General features: G+C 73.5%; 22 protein-coding genes. 4 read left to right on the forward strand and 18 right to left on the reverse strand.

What is annotated here, in order from left to right; genetic code table 11:
• Position 1 precedes the first annotated feature (1 nt).
• The 3 genes from VKK44_RS20920 to VKK44_RS20930 form a co-directional block, all read right to left on the reverse strand.
• Positions 2-1,120 (reverse strand): carbohydrate ABC transporter permease, encoded by a 1,119-nt coding sequence (locus tag VKK44_RS20920; protein WP_343442870.1) that lies wholly within the window; start codon positions 1,118-1,120, stop codon positions 2-4.
• An 82-nt stretch (positions 1,121-1,202) separates the two neighbouring features.
• On the reverse strand, positions 1,203-2,450 hold the full coding sequence (locus tag VKK44_RS20925; RefSeq protein WP_343442871.1) for a sugar ABC transporter substrate-binding protein: 1,248 nt from the start codon (positions 2,448-2,450) through the stop codon (positions 1,203-1,205).
• Positions 2,451-2,475: 25 nt separating this feature from the next.
• Positions 2,476-3,465, reverse strand: a complete 990-nt coding sequence (locus VKK44_RS20930) for a LacI family DNA-binding transcriptional regulator (protein WP_343442873.1) — start codon at positions 3,463-3,465, stop codon at positions 2,476-2,478.
• A 149-nt stretch (positions 3,466-3,614) separates the two neighbouring features.
• Here VKK44_RS20930 and VKK44_RS20935 point away from each other — a divergent pair, with 149 nt between their 5' ends.
• A complete protein-coding gene (locus tag VKK44_RS20935; RefSeq protein ID WP_343442875.1) occupies positions 3,615-5,753 on the forward strand; it encodes an amylo-alpha-1,6-glucosidase in 2,139 nt (712 codons plus the stop codon).
• A 329-nt stretch (positions 5,754-6,082) separates the two neighbouring features.
• Here VKK44_RS20935 and dapB read toward each other — a convergent pair whose 3' ends face one another.
• From dapB to truB, 6 genes are all read right to left on the reverse strand, one after another.
• Complete coding sequence (gene dapB, locus VKK44_RS20940; RefSeq protein WP_343447840.1) at positions 6,083-6,781, reverse strand: 4-hydroxy-tetrahydrodipicolinate reductase; 699 nt, start codon at positions 6,779-6,781, stop codon at positions 6,083-6,085.
• 162 nt (positions 6,782-6,943) lie between these two features.
• A complete protein-coding gene (locus VKK44_RS20945; protein WP_343442876.1) occupies positions 6,944-8,278 on the reverse strand; it encodes a M16 family metallopeptidase in 1,335 nt (444 codons plus the stop codon).
• Positions 8,279-8,399: 121 nt separating this feature from the next.
• On the reverse strand, positions 8,400-10,772 hold the full coding sequence (locus VKK44_RS20950) for a polyribonucleotide nucleotidyltransferase (protein WP_343442877.1): 2,373 nt from the start codon (positions 10,770-10,772) through the stop codon (positions 8,400-8,402).
• Positions 10,773-10,995: 223 nt separating this feature from the next.
• Positions 10,996-11,265: a 30S ribosomal protein S15 gene (gene rpsO, locus VKK44_RS20955; protein ID WP_013284678.1), complete on the reverse strand. Its 270-nt coding sequence runs from the start codon at positions 11,263-11,265 to the stop codon at positions 10,996-10,998.
• A gap of 185 nt (positions 11,266-11,450) precedes the next feature.
• Positions 11,451-12,377 (reverse strand): bifunctional riboflavin kinase/FAD synthetase, encoded by a 927-nt coding sequence (locus tag VKK44_RS20960; RefSeq protein ID WP_343442878.1) that lies wholly within the window; start codon positions 12,375-12,377, stop codon positions 11,451-11,453.
• A 30-nt stretch (positions 12,378-12,407) separates the two neighbouring features.
• Entirely contained in the window at positions 12,408-13,292 is an 885-nt protein-coding gene (gene truB / locus VKK44_RS20965; RefSeq protein ID WP_343442879.1) for a tRNA pseudouridine(55) synthase TruB, read from the reverse strand.
• A 106-nt stretch (positions 13,293-13,398) separates the two neighbouring features.
• Here truB and VKK44_RS20970 point away from each other — a divergent pair, with 106 nt between their 5' ends.
• The 3 genes from VKK44_RS20970 to VKK44_RS20980 all read left to right on the forward strand — a co-directional run bounded on the left by VKK44_RS20970 (position 13,399) and on the right by VKK44_RS20980 (position 15,747).
• Positions 13,399-14,394, forward strand: coding sequence for a hypothetical protein (locus VKK44_RS20970; protein ID WP_343442880.1), 996 nt, complete (start codon positions 13,399-13,401; stop codon positions 14,392-14,394).
• A 30-nt stretch (positions 14,395-14,424) separates the two neighbouring features.
• A complete protein-coding gene (locus VKK44_RS20975) occupies positions 14,425-14,712 on the forward strand; it encodes a hypothetical protein (RefSeq protein WP_343442881.1) in 288 nt (95 codons plus the stop codon).
• Between the two features lie 84 nt (positions 14,713-14,796).
• A complete protein-coding gene (locus tag VKK44_RS20980; RefSeq protein ID WP_343442882.1) occupies positions 14,797-15,747 on the forward strand; it encodes a hypothetical protein in 951 nt (316 codons plus the stop codon).
• Positions 15,748-15,759: 12 nt separating this feature from the next.
• Here VKK44_RS20980 and VKK44_RS20985 read toward each other — a convergent pair whose 3' ends face one another.
• From VKK44_RS20985 to VKK44_RS21025, 9 genes are all read right to left on the reverse strand, one after another.
• Positions 15,760-17,082, reverse strand: a complete 1,323-nt coding sequence (locus VKK44_RS20985) for an MATE family efflux transporter (protein ID WP_343442883.1) — start codon at positions 17,080-17,082, stop codon at positions 15,760-15,762.
• A 42-nt stretch (positions 17,083-17,124) separates the two neighbouring features.
• Positions 17,125-17,640 carry a P-loop NTPase family protein gene (locus VKK44_RS20990; protein WP_343442884.1) on the reverse strand — a complete coding sequence of 172 codons (516 nt, stop codon included), beginning with the start codon at positions 17,638-17,640 and terminating at the stop codon, positions 17,125-17,127.
• Positions 17,641-18,167: 527 nt separating this feature from the next.
• Positions 18,168-18,377 carry a DUF6186 family protein gene (locus tag VKK44_RS20995; RefSeq protein ID WP_343447841.1) on the reverse strand — a complete coding sequence of 70 codons (210 nt, stop codon included), beginning with the start codon at positions 18,375-18,377 and terminating at the stop codon, positions 18,168-18,170.
• Positions 18,377-18,784, reverse strand: coding sequence for a hypothetical protein (locus VKK44_RS21000; RefSeq protein ID WP_281935551.1), 408 nt, complete (start codon positions 18,782-18,784; stop codon positions 18,377-18,379). The genes VKK44_RS20995 and VKK44_RS21000 overlap by 1 nt, the downstream gene beginning before the upstream one ends.
• Positions 18,785-18,894: 110 nt before the next feature.
• Positions 18,895-19,449 (reverse strand): hypothetical protein, encoded by a 555-nt coding sequence (locus VKK44_RS21005; RefSeq protein WP_343442885.1) that lies wholly within the window; start codon positions 19,447-19,449, stop codon positions 18,895-18,897.
• 393 nt (positions 19,450-19,842) lie between these two features.
• Positions 19,843-20,883: a DHH family phosphoesterase gene (locus VKK44_RS21010; RefSeq protein WP_343447842.1), complete on the reverse strand. Its 1,041-nt coding sequence runs from the start codon at positions 20,881-20,883 to the stop codon at positions 19,843-19,845.
• A gap of 35 nt (positions 20,884-20,918) precedes the next feature.
• Positions 20,919-21,404 carry a 30S ribosome-binding factor RbfA gene (rbfA, locus tag VKK44_RS21015; protein WP_343442886.1) on the reverse strand — a complete coding sequence of 162 codons (486 nt, stop codon included), beginning with the start codon at positions 21,402-21,404 and terminating at the stop codon, positions 20,919-20,921.
• Between the two features lie 183 nt (positions 21,405-21,587).
• Positions 21,588-21,881, reverse strand: coding sequence for a DUF503 domain-containing protein (locus tag VKK44_RS21020; RefSeq protein ID WP_107156020.1), 294 nt, complete (start codon positions 21,879-21,881; stop codon positions 21,588-21,590).
• A gap of 70 nt (positions 21,882-21,951) precedes the next feature.
• Positions 21,952-22,995: a TRM11 family SAM-dependent methyltransferase gene (locus VKK44_RS21025; RefSeq protein WP_343442887.1), complete on the reverse strand. Its 1,044-nt coding sequence runs from the start codon at positions 22,993-22,995 to the stop codon at positions 21,952-21,954.
• Positions 22,996-23,012: the final 17 nt, after the last annotated feature.

Consider the following 23,012-nt stretch of genomic DNA (forward strand, 5'->3'; position numbering starts at 1 on the left):
GTCAGGACCCCTCCGGTACGCGACGACGCCACCACCGGCCACGCCGGTGCCCGTCCCGATCGGCCATCAGCCGGCGCTGGAACAGGGTGAGCAGGATGATGATGAGGAACAGCACGAACGAGATGGCCGCGCCGGAGCCGTAGTCGAAGTCGCGGAACGCGGTCCGGTACGACAGGTACGCCGGGGTGAGCGTGGTCTTGGCCGGGTCGCCCTGGCTCATCACGTACACCTGGTCGAAGACCTGCCAGGAGCCGATCAGTCCCAGCGTGACCACGAGGAACGTGGTGGGCTTGAGCAGCGGCAGCGTGACGTACCGGAAGCGCTGCCAGCGGGACGCCCCGTCGAGCATGCCGGCCTCGTCCAGCGCCACCGGGACGTTCTGCAACGCGGCCAGGTACATCAGCATGAACGTGCCCGAGGTGGTCCAGATGACCAGGCAGATGATCGACATCATGGCCACGCTGGGCCCGGAGAGCCACTCCCACCAGCTCAGCCCGAACGGGCCGCCGGAGGTGAGCGCGGCCGGCGGGGTGTCCAGCCCGAACGCGCCGAGGAACAGGTGCAGTACGCCGCGACCGTCGGCGAACCACTCCGGCCCGTCGACGCCGAGCAGCCCGAGCAGCCGGTTGACCGCGCCGGAGTTGGCGAACAGGAACAGGAAGACCACGCTGACCGCCACCGAGCTGGTGACGGACGGGAAGTAGAACGCGCTGCGGAAGAAGCCCTTCCCCTTCAGCAGCCGGTTGTTGACCACCAGGGCGAGACCGAGCGCGAGCACGGTCTGCACCGGCACCACGATCCCGACGTAGTAGATGTTGTTGCGGATGGCGGTCATGAAGTCGCGGCGGGCGAGCCCGTCGTCGGTGAACAGCCGGCTGTAGTTCTCGCCGCCGACGAACGGCACGTCGCCGGTGAACGGGCTGCCCTGGCCGTTCCAGTCGGTGAGGCTCACCCAGAGCGCCATCAGGATCGGCAGCAGCAGGAAGAGCCCGAGGATCACGATCACCGGCGCGACGAAGAGCCAGCCGGCGAGGTTCTCGTTACTGCGGATGCCGCCCGTACGGCGACGCGGCGGGCCGGCCGACGCGGTGCCCGGCGCGGCGAGCGTGTCCGTTGCCATTCCCTCCTCCTTCGCTCGGGGGAGGTGGAAGGAGGGGCCCCTTGTTAACACCCGTCTGTTAACAGGGGCCCCTCCTTACACCTCAGCCGCCGAGCGTCGCCTTGGCGTTCTTGTCGAAGTTGGCCAGGATGGTCTTCGGGTCGCCGGTGGCCAGGCCCTGGAGGCCGGCCTCCAGGTCCCGCAGCACGCTGTCCATCTTCGGCGCGTTGACCGGGCCCTGGGCGTACTCGACGCCGTCGATGAACGGCTTGTCCGCCGGGAACGCGCCGGTGTACTGGTCGCGGACCGACTGGCGGGACGGCATCACGCCGAACGCCTTCGCGAAACCGATCTGCTGCTCGCCGGCGGTCATCGCCTCGACGAACTTGATCGCCTGCTCCTTGTACTTCGACTTGGCCGCGATGCCCCAGCACTGGGTGAAGGAGAGCGTGCCCGGGCCCTTCGGGCCGGCCGGCAGCGGCACCACCTTGTACTTCACGTTCGGGAAGTCGTTCTGGAGCGCGCCCTTGATCCAGTTGCCCTCGATGGTCATCACGGCCTTGCCCTTGCCGAACGCCTCTCCGGACCAGCCGGAGTCGAGCTGCTTCGGGAACTTCGCGTAGCCGTTGGTGAGCAGCGACTTGACGTACTGGAGGGCCTGGAGGTTCTCCGGGGTGTCCGCGGTCGGCTGCTTGCCGTCCTTGCTCATCAGCCAGCCGCCGTTCTGCACCATGAACGCGCCGATGCGGTCCCGGGTGTCGCCGAGCGCGATCGCCACCTGGCCCTTGGCCTTGATCTTCTGGCTGACGGCGGTGAGCTGGTCCCAGGTGGTCGGCACGTCGGCGTCGGTCAGGCCGGCCTTGGCCCACAGGTCGGTGTTGATCTGGAGGGCCAGGGTGGAGAAGTCCTTCGGCGCGCAGTAGAGCTTGCCGTCGTAGGTGAACGCGGTGCGCAGGCTCTGGTAGAAGTCGTCGGGGTTGGCGACCTTGTCCCCGTACGGCTCCAGCGCGCCGACGCTGGCGTAGTCGGCGAAGCGGGCCGCGTCGACGTAGAAGACGTCCGGCGGGGTGCCGCCGGCCAGCGCCTGCCCGAGCTGCTGGGTGAGGTCCTGCGCCGGGGTGACGGTGGCGGAGTTGCCGGAGGAGCCGGCCCACGCGGCGGCGGCGTCCTTCACGGCCTTGGTCTCGGCGTCGCCGGAGGAGCCGATCAGGATCTGCAGGCTGGCCGGGCCGCTGGACTGCTTGGTGTCGGTGGCCGAGTCGTCGAAGCCGCTGCCGCAGGCGGCGGAGCCGAGCAGGGCGACGGCGGCGACGCCGGCCACCGCGGCCCGGGTGAGCATGCGAGGTGTCATCTGTTTCTCCTGGTGGGGGATGGGATCACGCCGAGTGCCGGAGCACCAGCGAGGGATGGAGCAGGAGCTGGGGGTCGCGTTGCTGCCCGTCGAGCAGCCCGGTGAGCAGCTCGACGCAGCGGGCGGCGGCCTCGCCGAGCGGCTGGCTGACGCTGCTCAGCCCGACCGCGGCGGCCACCGGGGTGTCGTCGAAGCCGATGACTGCCACGTCGGTCCCGGCGTCGCGGGCGGCCTGCCACGCGCCGAGGGCCAGCGAGTCGCTGGCGCAGACCAGCGCGGTCGGCGGTGCGTCGAGGGCGAGCAGCGCGCGGGCCTCGCGCTCCCCCTCGGCAATGCCGTCCTCGGTGGCGCGGTCCGGCGCGGCGCCGTCGAGGCCGACCTCCGCCATCGTGGTACGCCAGCCGGCGCGCCGGTCGTCGCCGACGCCGGAGCCGGCGGGCCAGCCGAGGAACGCGATCCGGCGGTGGCCGGCGGCGAGCAGGTGGCGGGTGGCCTGGGCGGTGCCGGCGGCGCCGTCCACGTCGACCCACGGGTGCGCCTCCGGCGTGTCCCAGAGCCGGCCGAACGTCACGAACGGCACCTCCCGCTCGGCCAGCCACGCGGTACGCGGGTCGCGGTGCTTGGTGCCGGTGAGCACGAACGCGTCCAGGTCGTACGCGCCGAGCAGGTCGTCGTAGGTGGCGATCTCGTCGTCGTCGTGGCGGGCGGTGTAGAGCATGACCCGGTAGCCGGCGGCGTCGGCGGTCTCGGTGAGGCCGTGCAGGAAGCGGTCGAGCACGGAGCCGTTGATGCCGTCGCGGGTGGGCTCGATGCGGACGGCGATGAGCCGGGACCGTCCGGTCCGCATCTGCCGGGCGGCCTGGTTGGCCCGGTAGCCGAGCGCGGCGATGGCCTCGTGCACGCGGCGGCGGGTGTCCTCGCGGACGATGTGCGGGGCGTTGAGCACGTTGGAGACGGTCTGCCGGCTGACCTGGGCATGCCGGGCCACGGTCGCGATGGTTACCTTTTCTCCCACGAAATCCCTCTCGCCGCCCTTGAACGATCCAATGCCGATGCGGCAGGATTAGATCGTTCAAAAGTTTCTGGAATGTTTCGCACTTTGCACCCGGCCGTGGCCATCTGTCAAGACATCCGCGCCACCTATCAGCACCAGGGAGTTCCCCCGTGACCGAACGCCACCTCCAACCGCTGCTGCACGACCTGGTCGGGGTGGTGCACGCCCCCACGAGCGCGCTGGGCGACGCGGCCGGTCAGCTCCGGCCACGCGGCGTCCAGGGCGTCTTCCACGCCGACGCCCGGGTGCTCTCCCGGGCCGAGCTGCGCCTCGACGACCGGGAGCCGGAGACGATCGCGAACGGCGCCGCCGGCCCGCACGGCGCCCGCTTCGTCGGCCTGGCCCGCTGGCTCGGCGACCCCACCCCCGACCCGACCGTGCGGGTCGAGCGCACCCGACGGGCCGGCCCGGCCGGTCTCACCGAGGAGATCGTGGTGTCGTCCACCGCCGCCGAACCGGTCCGCACCACCGTCACCGTGGACCTGGCCTGCGATCTCGCCCCGATCGAGCAGGTCAAGGCGGGCCGCGCCGGCGGGCCACTGAAGGCCGAGGCCGACGCGCCGGGCCGGGTGCGGTGGGCCGCCGAGGGCCTGGTGGTGACCGTCACCGGCGAGGGCGCCACCGTGCACGCCACCGGCGAGCACACCATGGCGCCCCGACTGGCCTGGCCGGTCACCGTCACGCCCGGCACCCCCGTCACGCTGCGCTGGCGGCTGGCCGTCACCGACCCCCGGGCCGTGGTGACCGCCGCGCCGGCCGGCCCCGGCTGGGCCGAACCCCGGGTCGCCGCCGACGACCGCCGGCTGCTGCGGCTGCTCGACCGGTCCCTGGCCGACCTGCACGCGCTGCGGCTGGCCGAGCCGGCCCACCCGGAGGACGTCTTCCTCGGCGCCGGCGTGCCCTGGTTCCTCACCCTGTTCGGCCGCGACAGCCTCTGGGCCGCCCGGATGATGCTGCCGCTCGGCACCGAGCTGGCCGCCGGCACGCTGCGGGTGCTGGCCCGCCGGCAGGGCACCCGGGTCGACCCGGCCACCGGTGAGCAGCCCGGCAAGATCCTGCACGAGCTGCGCCGGCACGAGTTCGCGCCGAACGAGGGGCTGCGGCTGCCGCCCGCGTACTACGGCACCGTGGACGCGACCATGCTCTGGGTCAGCCTGCTGCACGACGCCTGGCGCTGGGGCCTGCCCGCCGAGCGGATCGAGCCGCTGCTGCCGCACCTGGAGGCGGCGCTGCGCTGGCTCGGCGAGCACGCCGACGCCGACGGCGACGGCTTCGTCGAGTACGTCGACACCACCGGCCACGGCCTGGCCAACCAGGGCTGGAAGGACTCCGGCGACGCGGTGCGCTTCCGCGACGGCCGGCTGGCCGCGCCGCCGATCGTGCTGGCCGAGGTGCAGGGGTACGCGTACCAGGCCGCCACCGACGGCGCGGCCCTGCTGGACGCGTTCGGCCGCCCCGGCGCCGACCGCTGGCGCGGCTACGCCGACCGGCTCGCCACGAAGTTCCGCGCGGCGTTCTGGGTGGACGGCCGGCACGGCCCGCAGCCCGCGCTGGCCCTGGACCGGGACAAGCGCCCGGTCGACGCGCTGACCAGCAACATCGGCCACCTGCTCGGCACCGGGCTGCTGTCGGACGCCGAATCGGCACAGGTGGCGGCGTTGCTCTCCACCGAGGCGATGGCCGGCGGCTTCGGGCTGCGCACCATGTCCACCGACGACGCCGGGTTCAGTCCGCTGTCGTACCACTGCGGTTCGATCTGGGCGCACGACACCGCGATCGTGCTCGCCGGGCTGGCCCGCGACGGGCACCGGGAAGCGGCGCTACGGCTCGCCGACGGCCTGCTCGCCGCCGCCGAGGCGTTCGACTACCGCCTGCCCGAGCTGTACGGCGGCGACGACCGGGCGTCGATCGGCCGGCCCGTGCCCTACCCGGCGGCGTGCCGCCCGCAGGCCTGGTCGGCGGCGGCGGCCGTGCTGCTGCTCCAGGCCGGCCTGGGCGTCTACCCCGACGTGCCGAACGGCCGGGTCGACCTGCGCCCGCTGGCCGGCCCCGAGCTGGGCGCGCTCAGCGCGACCAACCTGCGCATCGCCGGCGCCCCGGTGACCGCGGCGGTCGACCACACCGGCCACCCCACCGTGTCCGGCCTCCCCACCCCCCTGCACTCCACCCCCATCCCCACCCCCCGCCCCCCGTCGCTGTCCCCCACTTCCACCTCCACCCCCACCCCCACCCCCACCACCGCCGGTTGATCATGAAGTCGACCGCGCCGTCGATCTCCCCACCGCCGCCCGCCCCCCGCCCCCGGGGGTGATCAAGGAGTTCGTGTCGGGCGGGAGGTCCGACTCCGACACGAACTCCTTGATCGACCGACAGGGGTGAGGTCAGGACGGGGACAGGTGGGCCCGGGCGGCCAGCCCCGCCGGGCCCGCCGCCGGATCGTCGAGCGCGGCCTGGAGGACGTCGAGGAGGCCGGTGAGTCCGTCGTTCCGGTTCATGCGCTCAGCCTGCACCCGTGGCGGGCGGTACCGCTTGATCGCCGTTGCGCACCTGCGGAGCACCGGGTGCGGCGCGACCCCGGTCAGTCGAGCAGCGCGTCCAGGCCGACGGTCAGGCCCGGCCGGCGGCCGACCTCGCGCACCGCCAGCAGCACACCGGGCATGAACGACGCCCGGTCGTACGAGTCGTGCCGGATGGTCAGCGTCTCGCCGGTGGTGCCGAACAGCACCTCCTGGTGGGCGACCAGGCCGGTGGCGCGCACCGCGTGCACGCGTACCCCGTCGATGTCGGCGCCCCGGGCGCCGGCCACCTCGTCGCGGGTGGCGTCCGGCGCGGGACCGAGACCGGCCTCGGCGCGGGCCGCCGCGATCAGCCGCGCGGTGTGGGTGGCGGTGCCGCTCGGCGCGTCCAGCTTGCGCGGGTGGTGCTGCTCGACGATCTCGACGGACTCGAAGTGCCGCGCCGCGCGCGCCGCGAACTGCATCATCAGCACCGCGCCGATGCCGAAGTTGGGCGCGATCACCACGCCCACCCCCGGCCGGGCGGCCAGCCAGTCCCGCACCTGGGCCAGCCGCTGCTCGGTGAAGCCGGTGGTGCCCACCACCGCGTGGATGCCCCGCTCGACGCACCAACGCAGGTTGTCCATGACGGCGTCGGGCGTGGTGAAGTCGACGACCACCCCGGCGTCGGCCACCGCGGCGAGGTCGTCGCCCTGGTCGACGGCGGCCACCAGCTCCAGGTCGGCGGCGGCGTCGACCGCCTTGCAGACCTCCAGGCCCATCCGGCCCCGGGCACCCAGCACACCGACCCGGGCCGCCACGGCCGGGCCCTTCTCCCGCACGTCAGTCACGGGGCACAACCTATCCCAATCGGGACGCACCCCACCCGCCGGACCGGTCAGCCCGCGACCGGCCACCAGCCCCGCGCCCCGGCGCCGGACCGGTCAACGACCGACCGTGAAGGCGTCCTCGTCGAACGGGCCGACCACGGCCAGCGACATCGGCCGGCCGAGCAGTTCGGCGGCGAGGTCGTTCACGTCCGCCAGGGTGACCGCGTCCACCCGGGCCAGCAGCTCGTCCACCGGCATCAGGTTGCCGTAGAGCAGCTCGCCCTTGGCCAGCCGGCTCATCCGGGAGCCGGTGTCCTCCAGCCCGAGCACGAACGAGCCCTTGCTCATCCCCTTGCCCCGGACCAGCTCGGCCTCGGTGACCCCCTCGGCGGCCACCCGCGCCAGCTCGGCCCGGGTCAGGGCCAGCACCTCGTCCACCTTGCCGGGCGCGCAGCCGGCGTAGACGGCGAACACGCCGCTGTCGGCGTACTGGCTGGCGTAGGAGTAGACCGAGTACGCGAGGCCGCGCTGCTCCCGGATCTCCTGGAACAGCCGGCTGGACATGCCGCCGCCGAGCACGTTGTTGAGCACGCCCAGGGCGAAGCGCCGCTCGTCGGTACGGTCGATGGCGGGGCAGCCGAGCAGCACGTGCGCCTGCTCGGTCTCCTTCGGCTCGACAAGCGTGGTGGCCGGCTCCGTGCGTACCGCCGGGGTGGTCGCGCGGTGCGGCGCCGGCGCGGCCGGGTCGGTGTCCAGCGGGGTGCCCCGCAGCGCCTGCCGGACCAGCTTGACCACGGCGGCGTGGTCGAGGTTGCCGGCGGCGGCGATGACGATCTGCGGCGCGGTGTACCGGCTGCGGTAGAAGTTCTGGATCTGCCGCCGGGTCATCGGCGTGACCGTCTCCTCGGTGCCGGAGATGAGCCGGCCGAGCGGGTGGTCACCGTAGACGGCGCGGGCGAAGAGGTCGTGCACCTCGTCGCCGGGCTCGTCGTCGTGCATGGCGATCTCTTCGAGGATGACACCGCGTTCGGTCTCCACGTCGGCGGCGGCCAGCACCGAGTCGGCGACCGCGTCGCACATCACGTCGATGGCCAGCGGCAGGTCCTCGTCCAGCACCCGCGCGTAGTAGCAGGTGTATTCCTTCGTGGTGAACGCGTTGGTCTCGCCGCCCACCGCCTCGATCTCGGACGAGATCTCCAGCGCGCTGCGCTTCTTCGTGCCCTTGAAGAGCAGGTGCTCCAGGAAGTGCGCGGCGCCGGCCTGCGACCCGGTCTCGTCCCGGGAGCCGACCGCCACCCAGATGCCGAACGAGACGCTGCGCATCGCCGGGATCGCCTCGGTGAGCACCCGCAGGCCGCTGGGGAGCACCGTGCGGCGGACGGTGCCGCCGAGCGGGTCGTCGCTGAGGGTGCGGGTGACCGCCCGTGCCGCCGGGGTGGACGAACTCACGACAGACCTGCTCTCCGTGCCACGAGGGGTGGGGGGACGAACGACGGCTCCAGCCCGCCGTGCGACCTGGAGCCGTGGGCCGGCCCGGGCGACGCGTACGTCACCCGGGCCGGTCGGTCGATCAGCTGTGCCGGGTACGGCGACGCGGCCGGTCGCCGCCCTCGCCGCCACCCTCCGAGCGACGCTCGCCACCCCGGTCGCCGCCACGGTCGCCGCCACGGTCACCCCGGTCGCGCGGGCCACGGTCGCCACCGCGGTCCCGGCTGGCCGGGCGCTCGCCGCCGGCGGCGGCCTCACCGGCGGCCGGCGCCTCGGCGCCCTCCGGACGGATCTTGTCCAGGTAGATCTTGCCGCGGGCGTCGATGTCCGCGATCTCGACCTCGACCTTGTCGCCGACGTTGAGGAAGTCCTCCACCTTGTCGACCCGCTTGCCGTCGCCCACCTTGGAGATGTGCAGCAGGCCGTCGCGGCCCGGCAGGAGCGAGATGAACGCGCCGAACGCGGCCGTCTTCACCACGGTGCCGAGGAACCGCTCCCCCACCTTCGGCAGGGTCGGGTTGGCGATGCCGTTGATCCGGTCCACCGCGGCCTGGGCCGACGGGCCGTTGGTCGCGCCGACGTAGATCGTGCCGTCGTCCTCGATGGAGATCTCGGCGCCGGTCTCGTCCTGGATCGCGTTGATGGTCTGGCCCTTCGGGCCGATCACCATGCCGATCTTGTCGACCGGGATCTTGACGGTGGTGACCCGCGGCGCGTAGTCGGACATCTCGGCCGGCGTCTCGATGGCCCGCTGCATCACGTCGAGGATGGTCTGCCGGGCCTCGTGCGCCTGCTGGAGCGCGGCGGCCAGCACGTCCGACGGGATGCCGTCGAGCTTGGTGTCGAGCTGGAGCGCGGTGACGAAGTCACGCGTGCCGGCGACCTTGAAGTCCATGTCGCCGAACGCGTCCTCGGCGCCGAGGATGTCGGTCAGCGTCACGTACTGGGTCTTGCCGTCGACCTCGTCGGAGATGAGGCCCATGGCGATGCCGGCGACCGGGGCCTTCAGCGGCACACCGGCCGAGAGCAGGCCCAGCGTCGAGGCGCAGACCGAACCCATCGAGGTGGAGCCGTTGGAGCCGAGCGCCTCGGAGACCTGCCGGATGGCGTACGGGAACTCCTCCCGCGACGGCAGCACCGGGATCAGGGCCCGCTCGGCCAGCGCGCCGTGGCCGATCTCACGCCGCTTCGGCGAGCCGACCCGGCCGGTCTCACCGGTGGAGTACGGCGGGAAGTTGTAGTTGTGCATGTAGCGCTTGCGGTTCTCCGGGGACAGCGTGTCCACCATCTGCTCCATGCGGAGCATGTTCAGCGTGGTGACGCCCAGGATCTGGGTCTCGCCGCGCTCGAACAGCGCCGAGCCGTGTACCCGCGGCAGCACGCCGACCTCGGCGCTCAGCGGACGGATGTCACGCGGGCCACGGCCGTCGATGCGGACCTGCTCGCGCAGCACCCGGTTGCGGACCTCGGACTTGGTCAGCGAGCGGAACGCGGCGGACAGCTCCTTCTCGCGGCCCTCGAACCGACCGCCCAGCTCCTCGGCGACCTTGGCCTTGATCCGGTCCAGGGCCTCCTCGCGGTCGGCCTTGCCAGCGATCTTCAGCGCCTCGGTGACGTCGGCGCGGGCCACGTCGGCCACCGCGTCGTACACGTCGTCGGAGTAGTCCAGGAACACCGGGAACTCGCTCACCGGCTTGGCGGCCACCTCGGCCAGCTCGCTCTGCGCCCGGCACAGCTCACGGATGGCCGGCTTGGCGGCCTCCAGGCCGCTGGCCACGATCTCCTCGGTCGGCGCGGTGGCGCCGTCCGAGATCAGGGCCACCGCGTTCGGGGTGGCCTCGGCCTCGACCATCATGATCGCGACCTCGCCGTCGGCCAGGGTACGACCGGCCACGACCATGTCGAAGGTGGCCCGGGCCAGCTCCTCCAGGGTCGGGAAGGCCACCCACTGGCCGTCCACGTGCGCGACCCGGGTCGCCCCGATCGGGCCGGAGAACGGCAGGCCGGAGAGCTTGGTCGACATCGAGGCGGCGTTGATGGCCACCACGTCGTACGGGTGCTGCGGGTCGAGCGCCAGCACGGTCTCGACGACCTGGACCTCGTTGCGCAGGCCCTTGACGAACGACGGGCGCAGCGGCCGGTCGATCAGCCGGCAGGTGAGGATGGCGTCCTCGCTGGGCCGGCCCTCGCGGCGGAAGAACGAGCCGGGGATCCGGCCCGCGGCGTACATCCGCTCCTCGACGTCGACGGTCAGCGGGAAGAAGTCGAACGACTCACGCGGCTGCTTGCCGGCCGTGGTCGCGGAGAGGACGACCGTCTCGCCGAGCTGGGCGACGACGGAGCCGGCGGCCTGCCGGGCCAGCCGGCCGGTGGAGAAGGTGATCTCACGGGTGCCGAAGGACCCGTTGTCGATCACGGCGGTGCGGGATTCGGTGCCGAGGTTGGTCTCGGTCATGTGCTGTGGTGCTCCTTCGCGTCGTCGGCCGACGACACGGGAACTGCTCAGGCGGCCGGTCTTCGATCGAAGCGCCCGGGTGGGCCGGCATGATGCCGGGATTCCCGGGGGCCACTACCGGAGACCGGTGCTGACCGGCTCCCTCTCGGGTCGTCGCGCGGCCGGGGTTCTTTCTGGTGGTACCGGAACGGGGGAGCGGCCGAGCGGCCACTCCCCCGTCAGGTCATCGGCGCAGGCCGAGCCGCTCGATGAGCGACCGGTAGCGGTTGATGTCCTTCTTCTGGACGTAGTTGAGCAGCCGACGGCGCCGGCCGACCAGCAGCAGCAGCCCACGGCGGCTGTGGTGGTCGTGCTTGTGCACCTTCAGGTGCTCGGTCAGCTCCGCGATCCGCTTGGTCAGGACCGCGACCTGCACCTCCGGCGAACCGGTGTCGCCCTCGGCGGTCGCGTACTCCTGGCGGATCTTGGCCTTGGCTTCCTGGTCGAGCGCCATGTTCTCCCTGTTTCGTGGGTGGTTCGATGAGGTCTGTCGGAGCGGTCGTGGCGACCGGTGCGACGGACCGGATTCCTCGCGCCCGCGGCGTCGTGCAGGCACGCGAGGCTCCCGTCGGTCAGCCGACGTCTCCGTCAGCCTACCAGCCCCGGACCGGCCCGGCCGGTCAAGGTCGCCCCGGCGGGTCAGGACACCGCCCGGCGGGTGCGCTCCACGTCCTCGGCGATCTGGGCGACCAGCGGCTCGATCGCGTCGTACGTCCGTTGCTCGCGCAGGTGCGCCACGAAGTCCAGCGCCAGCCGTTCGCCGTACAGGTCACCGGAGAAGTCCAGCGCGTACGCCTCCACCCGGCGCTCCCGGCCGGAGAACGTCGGGTTCGTGCCGATCGACACCGCCGCCGCGAGCGGGTCGCTGCCGCGGCGCACCAGCCGGGCCGCGTACACCCCGTCGGCGGGCACCGCCGCGTACCGGTGGGTCAGCAGGTTGGCGGTGGGGTAACCCAGTTCACGTCCGCGCTGGTCACCGCGGACCACCACGCCCTCGACCCGGTGCGGGCGACCCAGCGCCGCCGCCGCCGCGCGCACGTCACCGGCGTCGACGCAGGAGCGGATGTACGTGGACGAGAAGACGGTGCCCGCCCCGACGACCAGCGGGGCGCCCTCCACGCCGAAGCCGAACGTGCGGCCCAGCCGTTCCAGCAGCGCCACGTCGCCGGCCGCCCGGTGCCCGAACCGGAAGTTGTCGCCGACCACGACCAGCGCGGCGTGCAGGTGCTCGACCAGGATGTCGTGCACGAACGCCTCGGCCGGCAGCCGGGAGAACTCGGCGGTGAACGGCACCACGCAGAGCACGTCCACGCCGAGCGCCTCGATCAGCTCCGCCTTGCGGGCCGGCTCGGTGAGCACCGCCGGGTGCGACCCGGGGCGGACCACCTCGGCCGGGTGCGGGTCGAACGTCACCACCACCGACTTGACGCCCAACTCCCGGGCGCGCGCCACGGCGTGCCCGATGGTGGCCTGGTGCCCCTGGTGCACCCCGTCGAAGACGCCGATGGTGACCACCGAACGCCCCCAGCCGCCGGGTGCCGCCTCGTACCCCCGCCACCGCTGCATGCCGTTCCTCCCCTGTCCGCCCGCGCGCCGTCAGGCCGGCGCCAGCACGATCTCCGCGCGGGCCCGCCCGTCCCGCTCGCTGACGATAGCGATCAGACCGCCGGTCGGATCGAAGACCGCGTACGGACCGGCGATCCCGGCCGGGTCCAGCGGCCCGCCGTGGGACAGCGTGCGGGTCTCCTCGGCGGTGGCGTCCCGGCGCGGGAAGAACCGCGCGGCGGCGGCGTCCAGCGGCAGGTTCACCACCTCCGGCGCGCGCTCCTCCAACTGCGCCAGCGTGGCCGCCTCGGCCAGCGCGAAGCCGCCGACCGCGGTACGACGCAGCGCGGTGAGGTGACCGCCGACCCCGAGCGCCAGGCCCGCGTCCCGGGCGATGGCCCGGATGTACGTCCCGGACGAGCAGGTCACGTCCACGTCCACGTCCACCACGTCCGGGGCGTCCCGGCGGATGGCCAGCACGTCGAGGCGGGAGACGGTGACCCGGCGGGCGGGCAGCTCCACGCTCTCCCCGTCGCGGACCCGCTTGTACGCCCGCTCTCCGTTGATCTTGATGGCGCTCACCGCGCTCGGCACCTGGTCGATCTCGCCGGTCAACGCCGCCAGCGCGGCCCGGACCGCGTCGTCGGTCACCCCCGCCGTGGCGGTGGTGGCGATCACGTCCCCCTCGGCGTCGTCGGTGACCGTGGCCTGGCCGAGCCGGATCGTCGCGGCGTAGCTCTTGCCCGCGCCGATCACGTAGGTGAGCAGCCGGGTCGCCCGGCCCACCCCGATCACGAGCACGCCGGTGGCCATCGGGTCCAGCGTGCCGCCGTGCCCGACCCGGCGGGTCCGGGCCAGCCGCCGGATGCGGGCCACCACGTCGTGCGACGTCATGCCGCCGGGCTTGTCGACCACGATCAGACCGTCTGTGCTCACGACCACCAAGCCTGCCAGACGACGGCGATCGGCCCTGTGGGGGATACCGCCCCGCGTACCCGGATGCCAAGATCATGCGCCGCCACCCCCCGGACCCGGAAGCCTGATGACCGATCACCGCGCCACCCCCGAGTCCCACCCCACCGACCCGCTGTCCCCGGACGCCCTGGGGCGGGTCCCCGAGTGGCTCCGTCAGGCCGCTCCGGAAGCCGAGCCCACCCGCGTCGAACGCTGGCGCATCGCCCTGGGGCGACACTCGGGCAAGCTGCTCGGCGGTGCGGTCGCGGTGCTGCTGCTGGCCTGCGCCGGGGTGGTCACCACGGTCGGCTACCAGGGCTACCGACGCTGGCAGGCGGCCCCGGTGGCCCACCCGGCGATCAGCCCGCCGAGCGGCGAGCAGGCCCTCACCTCGGCGTCGCCGCCACCGGCCACCGGACCGTTCGACGGCACCCCGGCCGCCGCGTTCCCGCAGGGCGCGGCCGGGATCGCGCTGCCCCGCGCCAAGCGGACCGGCCCGTTCACCGAGAAGCAGGTGGCGGACACGCTGACCAAGGTGCGCAAGGCGCTGGTGACCGCCCGGCTGGACCGCGCGTTCTTCACGGCGAAGGACCCGGAGCGGCTGGTCCGCCAGTTCGCGCCGGACGCCCGGGCCGACCTGCGCCGCGACGTCCCCTCCGGCGAGGTGGGCAGCTACGCCACCCGGCTGGCCCCCGGCGCCCGGCTCACCAGCGACCAGCCCTGGGTCAAGGGCCGGATCAGCTACCGGGCCACCAAGGATCCGCGCGGCATCCGGATCCTGGCGGTCACCACGAACTTCGTCTGGGCGTACGCGTTCCCGACCGCGAGCACGGTGCCGGGCGACGGTGTCGTGGTGGTGCACGACACCGTGGTGTGGAGCGTGGCGCACCCGGACGACGTGCGCCGCGGCTCGCTCGGCCTCTGGATCGAGAAGTCCGACTCGTACGCCTCCAACATCGACTGCGCGGCCTGGGACAAGGGCCTGCTCGCGCTCGGCAAGCCCTCGTTCGGCGGTCCCGTCGACCCGGATCCGGACGCGGTCTTCGACCCGGACAAGACCCTCGACCTCCCCGACACCTGCTGACCCGCCCGCCTCGTTCCCCGGGAGACACCGATGCCCTCACCACCCCACCGCGCCCGGGTCGACCTGCCCGAGTGGATGCGCCATCCGGAGCCGCCGCGCCGGACCCCCGGCCGCCGCCTGTCCGAACTTGTCGACCGCGTACCGGCGCTGGCGGCGACACGCCGCCGGATGTGGGCGTGGCAGGGCCGGAGCCGGTTCGGCGACCGGCATCCGGCGCTGGCCGCGATCGGCTCGTTCGTGTTCGTCGCGGTGACCGCGACGCTGCTCGTCGTGGGCACGCTCTACCTCGCGTGGGCGATCCGCCACCAGCGGATCTGACCGGCACGGAAACGGGACAGCGGGATCGGCGTCCGAGTGCAATGATCATGCGCCCCCTGCCCCTGCGCCCCGCTGGAATGCCGCATGAGCACCGAACCCGGCACCACCCCACCCGAGCCGGACCCCTACGCCGTCGCCTCCCGGGGTGCGGAGATCCGGTTGCCGAGCTGGATGACCGGTGCGGACGCGGACGTCCCGCTGACCCGTGCCGAGCGCTTCCGCATGGTCTGGTCCCGGCAGCGCGGCAAGCGTCACGTCACACTCGTGGTGCTGCTCGCGCTCGTGCTGATCGTCGGCACGACCGTGCTCGGCCGGGTCACCGTCGACCGGGTGCGGGCCGCCGCCGCCTCGGCCTCGGCCTCGGCCTCGGCCGAGTCAAGCCCGTCGCCGGTTCCGCTCAGCCAGATCGGCGAGCCGCGCGACCTGTTCGTGGGCACCGCCGGCGCGGACTTCGCGGTGGGCGAGGCCGGGATCGTCCTGCCGCGGGCCACGGCACAGCCGCCGTTCACCGCCCGCGAGGTGTCCGCGGCCCTCGCCCAGGTCCGGGCCGCGCTGGTTCAGGCCCGGCTCGCCCTCCCCATGCACGTCGGGGACGCGGACCCGTTCCTGACGCTGCTGGCGCCGGACTCCCGCGCCCAGATCCGCCAGCACTTCGACGACCGGTCGTTCGTGCACTACGCCACCCGGATCGACTCCCGGGCCAAGGTGGACGAGATCCGGGTCCGGGGCGAGATGAGCTACGCGGCGTTCACCGCCGAGGACGGCGTACCGGGCCTGCGGATCACCACCGAGTACGTCTGGATGTACGCGTTCGACATCCCGCGGACGACGCCGGGCCCGGCGGGGATCGCCAGCATCCGCGACCGGGTGATCTGGGAGATCTCTCGGGCCGAGAAACTGCCGGCGGCGCAGCGCGGCCCCTGGCTGATCTCCGCGCAGTCGAGCACGAACAACCTCGACTGCGCCCGACTGAAGGAGGGTTTCTTCACGGTCGAGCCGTGGATGGGCGGTCCCGGCTCGTTCCAGCCCTGCTGACCTGGGCGGTGGTCAGCGGACCGCGCCGACCACCGCCCAGGCGCCGGAACGCAGTCGCAGCAGCAGCGCGATCAGCCGGAGCACCACGAACAGCGTCAGCCCGGCCCAGATCCCGCCCAGCCCGAGGTCGAGGCTGTAGGCCAGCCAGATCGCCGGCAGGAACCCGCCCAGCGCGGCCACGATGGTGAGGTTACGCAGGTAGCGCACGTCGCCGGCGCCGATCAGCACCCCGTCGAGCGCGAACACCACGCCACCGATCGGCTGGAGCGCGACGAGCCACGGCCAGGCCACCATGGCCTGCTCGCGTACCTGCGGATCGGAGCTGAACAACGACGGCACGCCGCCCGCGCCGGCGGCGATGAGCACCGCGAACGCCACGCCGCACACGCCGCCGAGCACGGCGACGCGGCGGGCGAGGAACCGCGCGCCGGCCGCGTCGCCGGCACCGAGCGCGGCGCCGACCAGGGCCTGCGCGGCGATCGCCAGCGCGTCCAGCACCAGCGCGGTGAAGAACCAGAGTTGTACGGCGATCTGGTGCGCGCCGACCGCGGCGGCGCCGAAGCGGGCCGCGACCGCGGTCGCCGACAGGAAGCTCGCCTGGAAGGCGACGCCCCGGACCAGCAGGTCGCGGCTGAGCACCAACTGCTGCCCGATGGTGCGGGGCCGGGGCCGCAGGGAGACCCGCTCGCGCACCAGCGCCGCCGCGAAGAGGACGCCGGAGAGCGTCTGCGCCACCGCGTTCGCCACCGCCGAGCCGACCAGGCCGAGCCCGGCCGGGTAGACCAGCAGCGGGCAGAGCAACGCGGAGAGCAGGTTGGGGGCGAGCACGAACAGCAACGGTCGGCGGGTGTCCTGGACGCCCCGCAGCCAGCCGTTGCCGGCGGCGGCGAGCAGCAGGCCGGGAGCGCCGAGCGCCGCGACCCGCAGCCAGCCGGCGGCGGCGTCGGCCACCTCACCGGGACCGCCGACGAGGGTACGCGCCAGCGCGCCCCCGCCGATGCCGATGGCGACCGCCACCAGCACGCCGGCGGTCAGGGCGAGCCAGGACGCCTGGACGCCCTCGGCCACCGCGGCGGCCCGGTCCCCCGCACCGAAGCGGCGGGCCGACCGCCCCGTGGTGCCGTACGCGACGACGGTGCCGATCCAGGCGGTCAGCGTCATCACCGTGCCGCCGACGGCGAGCGCGGCGAGCGGCACCCGACCGAGGTGGCCGACCACCGCGGTGTCGACGAGCACGTAGAGCGGCTCCGCCGCCAGCACCACCAGCGCGGGCAGGGCGAGCGCGGCGATCCGCCGGGGCGTGGCGGCGGTGGCGGGGGCGGCAGTCGTGCTCATCGCCGCCGATCCTGGCACGCGCACGGTAAGGCGCGCAACCCGCTAGGACCGCTTACCTATCTCAGCCAGGAAGCGGGCCACGTCCCGCCGACCGCGCAGCCGACGCACCGGCAGCGTCGGGGCGTACGCGGCGACGGCCGCCGACACCCGGGGGCGGGAGCGGCGCGGGTAGCGCCAGACGTAGCGCAGGAGGTCGAGGTCGACGCGCTCCGGGCAGCCCTCGGGAAGATCGGGTCGGGGCTCGGCGCGGTGGGCCCAGCGGCGACGCGCCACCCGGGCCAGGCACCGCAGCCGGTGCGGGTCGCAGAGCACCAACAGGTCGGCGCGGGGCAGCCGGAGGTCGAGGGTGCTGGCGTAGTTGCCGTCCATCACCCAGGCCGGGCGGGCGGCGAGCGCGGCCACCTCGGCACGGAACTCGGCGACGGTCGGGGCGACCCAGCCGGGCCGCCAGTAGTGGCGGTCGAGGTGGATCAGCGGGAGGTCGAGTCGCCGGGCCAGTTCACCGGCGAGGGTGCTCTTGCCGGCGCCCGAGCTGCCGACGACGAGGATGCGGCGCACCGGGTCAGGCGACCGGTGCGGCGGTGACGCTGGCGGTGGGGCCGGTCACGGTGCTGCGGGGCCCCAGCCGGCCGGCGTCACCGCCGGGCGGCCTGCGTCACTGACGGGTGTCCATCGAGGTCTGCAACGCGCGACGCATCTGCTCGCGCGCCTCGTCGTTGGTGGTCTCGGTCTGCGGCTTGCGCTTGCTCGGCATGGCATGTCCTTCCAGGGTGCGGACCACCGAGGCACGGCGGCCCTGCGGGCGTCCGACGCCCCGTCGTCGACGACGCGACGACCGTCGCGCCGCGACCGGAGTCGTCGGCCTGCTGCGCGCCCGGCAGCGGTCCGGGATCACCGGAGCGGCTCGCCTGGCAGCGTGAGCCCGGGTCGGTCTGACCCTGGAGGGAGGCAGCGCCGGGTGCGGCACCACCCCCCGTGACCAGCGCCGCGAAGCGCCGGTCCCGCACCCAAATTAACGTTCACTTTCCAGATAGTGCCCACTGTTCCCGCGATGCGGACAGGGCAACCCCGTTTCCGGCGACGTCTCAGCGGGCGAGGAAGTGCCAGCCCAGCCACCACCAGAAGCCGAACAGACCGATCCGGCCCACCGGCACCGGCCCCACCTCGTACCGCATGACGAAGGCGCAGACGTCGGTCAGCGAAGGGACCCGGGACCCCTCCCTGCGTGCGGCCCACTCCACGGCCGCGAACAGCAACACGGCGGTCAGGAACCCGCCGATGGCCAGCGCGCGCATCATCGGCGGACCAGTCCCCAGAACGCGGCCAGCCAGGCGAACCAGGCCGCCGAGCGGGCCAGGTGATCCTCAAGCAGGGGATCGGCCAGCCGGGAGAAGGTGGGAAAGTCGTCGCCCACGGACAGCACGAACGTCGCCCCCTCGAAGACCCCGAAGACGGTGACCGGCAACAGCCACCACAGCGCGGCCGACGGCAGCCGTCGCGGCGCCGGGCGTCGGGGCACCCGGTTGCTCAGACCGACCCAGATCAACCCCCCGCCGGTGCCGAGAATGTAGAGGTTCGCCACCGTCGAGAACGACGGCAGTTGGCCACCGACCAGGGAGAGGCAGATCAACACCGGTACGGAGACGACCGGCCGGTCCCAGACCCGGGGCGCCTCGACGGTGAGCTCACGGGGGTGATCCATCATCCGATTGTCCCCAGCGTGGCGTAGCGCGGGAAGACCGGCACGCCTCGTGTCTGCGGGGAAACGCTGAAGGCCGGCACCCCGGGCGGGATGCCGGCCTTCATGCCGTCTTAGCTGTTCCAGTACTTGGCGACCAGGTCGGTGGCCTGCTTCTCCCACTGCGCGTACGCATCCGGGTAGGCCGACACCTGCACGGTCTGGGCGGCCTTGGTCAGCGGCATGTCCTGCCAACCGTCGACCTGCTTCAGGCCCTTCAGGAACGCAAGCGTCGAGTACTCGGGATCGGTGATCTGCTCGGCCGTACCCCAACCACTGGACGGACGCTGCTGGAACAGCCCCAGCGAGTCGTGGTCATTACGGTCGCCGAGATGGCCCAGGTTCTCCAACTTCGACTCCTGCAAGCTCGTCGCGATCGAGATGACCGCCGCCCGCTCCGGCAGCCCGGCCTTCTTCGTCGCCGCGATGATCGCCTTCACGTTGGCGGTCTGCTCGTCGTCCAGACCGATCGTCGACTGCTCACCCTGCACCGCGGCAACCGCGACCGGCTTACCAGCCGTGGCGGCGTGGGCGGTGTCGGCGTGCGCGGCGATCGGACCGGCGAACACACCACCGGTAAACGCCAGACCAGCAATACCCAGAACGCTCTTACGCAGAATCGTGTTCACGAGGAGGCTCCATTCGGGGGTCGACACACCCCCGGGGGTGGGGGCGCGTGGCACCGTCAGGCGCACAAGAAAGGTTCACGGGGGATCCGGCTGCTCACGGGGCAGGGCCTCTACGCGGCACTGGAAGACTGTCCAACGACCGGGGGCCCACCATCATTCCCGGCGGGGGGGGTCGGCGGGTGCGCGGGGGCGCTCGCCTTCCTCGGCCGTGCACCGGGATACAACGCCGCGCCCCCCCGACCCATTCCACCGCCAGGGTGCCACCCACCACCCCGAAACCGGACACCCCACCCACCCGGCACACCCGGGAGGGAACCCCCTGGCCCGCCTTTCGAGCTGAGTCGTCGGACGCCCGTGACGTGTCAGGCGGCGTGCCGGGCCGTACCGGAGTGATCAGGCCGGTGGGGTGGCCAGCACCGCGGCGGTGAGTGCGGCGCGGATGCGCCCGATCACGTCGTCGAGCGGGCCACGCCCGGTGAACCCGGCCGCGAACCGGTGCCCGCCGCCACCGAGGCCCACCGCCACCCGGCTCACGTCCACCGCGCCCTTGCTGCGCAGCGAGACCGCCCACTCGGCGTCACCGGACTGCTTCACCACGCAGCTCACGTCCGCCTCGGCGGTGCAGCGGACCGAGTCGATGAGCGCCTCCAACACGTACGCCGGCTGGTCGTGGCGGGCCAGGTCGTCGCGGGTCGCGTACGTCCAGACCAGGCCGTGACCGTCGGCGGCGGCGGGTTCCAGCGTGGCCCGGCCGAGCACCTCGCCGAAGAGGCGGACGGCGCCGAACGGGCGGGTGTCGAAGACCCGCCGGGAGATGTCCCCGGGGCGGATGCCGGTGGCCAGCAGGCGCGCGGCCATCTCGTGCACGGCCGGGGTGGTCGCCTCGAAACGGAACGAGCCGGTGTCGGTGGTCAGCGCCACGTAGAGCCCGGTCGCCGTGGCCGCGTCCAGTGGAACACCGAGCCGGTCCAGCAGCCCCAGCGCCACCACGGAGGTGGCCGCCGCGTGCGGGTCCACCAGGTTGACGTCGCCGAAGCCGGTGTTCGAGGCGTGATGGTCCAGCACCAGCGACGTGCCGGCCCGGCCCAGCCGGTCGGCCAGGTCGCCGAGCCGGGCCCCGCTCGCCGCGTCGAAGCAGATCACCAGGTCCGGGTCCGGGTACGCGTCGTCCTGCGGCACCAGCAACTCGACGCCGGGCAGCCAGCGGAACGGCTCCGGCACGCCGGGCGGGCCGGGGAACGTCGCCTGGAGATGGCGTACCCCGAGTCGGCGCAGGCCCAGCGCGAAGCCGAGCATGCTGCCGAGCGCGTCCCCGTCCGGGTTGACGTGGCAGATCAGCAGCACCCGCGCGTCCGCGGGCAGGCCCCGCAGCGCCGCGACGGCAGCCGCCCAGTCGGCGTCGGTGGGACCGGCGAGGGCCGGCGCGCCACTCACGGCGGCGGCCGGCCCGCCGTCCCGGACGGCGTCGGTCACCGGCGGTCGCCGCCGTGCGGCTCGTCGTCGGCCGGGGAGTCGCCCTCGACGTCGGAGTCGTCGTCCTCCTCGACCCGGTACGGCTGGGCGTCGCCCGCGTACGCGGCCTTGGCGGCCAGCCGCTGCACCTCGGCGTCGGCGGAGCGGGCGGCGGTGAGCAGGTCGTCGATGTGCTTGACCTGGTTCTGCACGTCGTCGAGCACGAAGGTCAGCGTCGGCGAGTGCCGCAGGCCGAGCGCCTTGCCGACGGTGCTGCGCAGCATGCCCTTGGCGCTCTCCAGCGCGGCGGCGGTGCTCGCCTGGGCCGCCGCGTCACCGAGCACGGTGTAGAAGACGGTGGCGTCGCGCAGGTCCGCGGTGATCCGGGCGTCGGTGATCGTGATCATGCCGAGCCGGGGATCCTTGATCTGGCTCCGCACCACCGACGCGACTAGTTCGCGAACCCGCTCCGCGTGCCGGCGTACCTTGGCCGGATCCGACATGTCCCCCACCTCCTGATCACTGCCACCTACGGCCCCGGATCGCGTCGCGACCGGGGCCCGCCGGCCGGAGACGGACGGCGCCGGGCGCCGCCGGGTCCGACCGCCCAACGTCGAAGAACATTACCCGCGCCCCGACGGGCGACGCGCGGCACGGCCGGGCCGCCGCACGCCGCGCCGGCCGGGTCAGTCGTCCGCGCCGTGCAGGCGGCGGCGCACCGACAGCAGCTCGGTCTCCGGGCGGGCGGCGACCATCCGTTCGCAGGAGTCGAGCACCTCGCGGACGTGGGCCGGCTCGGCGGCCACCACGGCCACCCCGATCTCGGCCCGGCCGTGCAGGTCCAGCGCGCCGACCTCGGCGACCGAGACCTCGAACTTGCGCAGCGCGGCGACGATCGGCCGGACGTAGGACCGCTTGGCCTTCAGGGACCGGGAGTCACCCGGCAACAACAGGTCGAACAGTGCGGTTCCGGTATACACGGCGAGCAACGGTACGCGCCGGGACGCCGCCGGTCACCCGGATAAGACGTGACCACCGCCGGTCACCCGGTTATGGCGCGACCGCCACCAGCACGTCCCGCTCGATGGCCTGATCGACCCGGTGGGTCAGGTCCCGCCAGCCGGGCCCGTCGACCACGCGCAGGCCGGCATCGGTCAGCACCGCCTCGGCCGCCGCGCGCGGCGCCACGTGGGTGTTCCAGGACAGCCCCAGCGCGCCGCCCGGCCGCAGCAGTTCCCGCCACACCGGTACGGCGGCGGTGAGCAGCTCCAGCGGACTGCGGGACAGGCCCTGGCCGGTGCGGCTGCCGTGCGCCACCCCGTACGGCGCGTCGGTGACGAGCACGTCGGCGCAGCGGGCGCGGAGCACCTCGCGGGCCCGGGTGGTGTCGGTGTTCAGCACGGTGATCCGTTGGGTGACGCCGGCCCGGTGCGCGTCCTTCGACGGCGAGAGCACCGCCTCGAAGCGGCGGGCGACCAGCTTGCGGTCCCGGCGCACCGACGTGGTCTCCGCCGTGTGCTTGAGCCGCTTGCGGCGCAGCCAGGTACGCAGGAACGCCGCGTACGCCTCCACGTCCTGACTGTCGCGTTCGACGCCGATGCCGTCGTGGCCGTACATGAGCGCCTGGTTGAGCGTGGTGCCCCGGCCGCAGAGCGGGTCCAGCACCACCAGCCCGCCGTCGAGCATCCGGGGCGCGGCGGCGGAGGCGAGCAGCGTGACGTTGAGCAGCAGTCGGGTGAACTGCTCGTTGGTCTTGCCGGCGTACTTGGGGATGGTGATCAGGTCGGAGTCGTACCGGGCCAGCGGGTGCAGCGGCACCGGCCGGAGCAGGTCGTCGCCGACCCGCTCGAAGAGCGCGTACGCCGCCGACAGGTTCGCCAGGTGGGCCAGGTCCCGCGCGCCGAGGCCGGGTGCGGGCGCGTCGAAGGTGAGGTACTCCACTCCGCCGATGCGGGTGACCTCGGCGTCGGCCGGCGGCGCGTCGAGCACGCCCGACCCGGCGAACACGGCCAGTTCGGCGCGGGCCAGCCGGGCTGCCGCGTCGGCGTAGACGCGGTTGGCGGAGGGGGCGAGGAGCAGTGCGTACCCGGTCACGCCGGAGATTGTCGCAG

Origin of the sequence: Micromonospora sp. DSM 45708, from assembly GCF_039566955.1 — a bacterium.
GTDB lineage: Bacteria > Actinomycetota > Actinomycetes > Mycobacteriales > Micromonosporaceae > Micromonospora.

Excerpts from the sequence above, each read along its gene's own strand:
- VKK44_RS20995 (WP_343447841.1), bottom strand. The coding sequence starts at position 18,377 with ATGCGCGCGCTGGCCATCGGCGGGTTCCTGACCGCCGTGTTGCTGTTC.
- VKK44_RS20980 (WP_343442882.1), top strand. The coding sequence starts at position 14,797 with ATGAGCACCGAACCCGGCACCACCCCACCCGAGCCGGACCCCTACGCC.
- VKK44_RS20970 (WP_343442880.1), top strand. The coding sequence starts at position 13,399 with ATGACCGATCACCGCGCCACCCCCGAGTCCCACCCCACCGACCCGCTG.
- VKK44_RS21000 (WP_281935551.1), bottom strand. The coding sequence starts at position 18,784 with ATGGATCACCCCCGTGAGCTCACCGTCGAGGCGCCCCGGGTCTGGGAC.
- VKK44_RS20975 (WP_343442881.1), top strand. The coding sequence starts at position 14,425 with ATGCCCTCACCACCCCACCGCGCCCGGGTCGACCTGCCCGAGTGGATG.
- dapB (WP_343447840.1), bottom strand. The coding sequence starts at position 6,781 with ATGGGCCTGGAGGTCTGCAAGGCGGTCGACGCCGCCGCCGACCTGGAG.
- VKK44_RS20950 (WP_343442877.1), bottom strand. The coding sequence starts at position 10,772 with ATGACCGAGACCAACCTCGGCACCGAATCCCGCACCGCCGTGATCGAC.
- VKK44_RS20925 (WP_343442871.1), bottom strand. The coding sequence starts at position 2,450 with ATGACACCTCGCATGCTCACCCGGGCCGCGGTGGCCGGCGTCGCCGCC.
- VKK44_RS20960 (WP_343442878.1), bottom strand. The coding sequence starts at position 12,377 with ATGCAGCGGTGGCGGGGGTACGAGGCGGCACCCGGCGGCTGGGGGCGT.
- VKK44_RS20985 (WP_343442883.1), bottom strand. The coding sequence starts at position 17,082 with ATGAGCACGACTGCCGCCCCCGCCACCGCCGCCACGCCCCGGCGGATC.
- VKK44_RS20920 (WP_343442870.1), bottom strand. The coding sequence starts at position 1,120 with ATGGCAACGGACACGCTCGCCGCGCCGGGCACCGCGTCGGCCGGCCCG.
- rbfA (WP_343442886.1), bottom strand. The coding sequence starts at position 21,404 with ATGTCGGATCCGGCCAAGGTACGCCGGCACGCGGAGCGGGTTCGCGAA.
- rpsO (WP_013284678.1), bottom strand. The coding sequence starts at position 11,265 with ATGGCGCTCGACCAGGAAGCCAAGGCCAAGATCCGCCAGGAGTACGCG.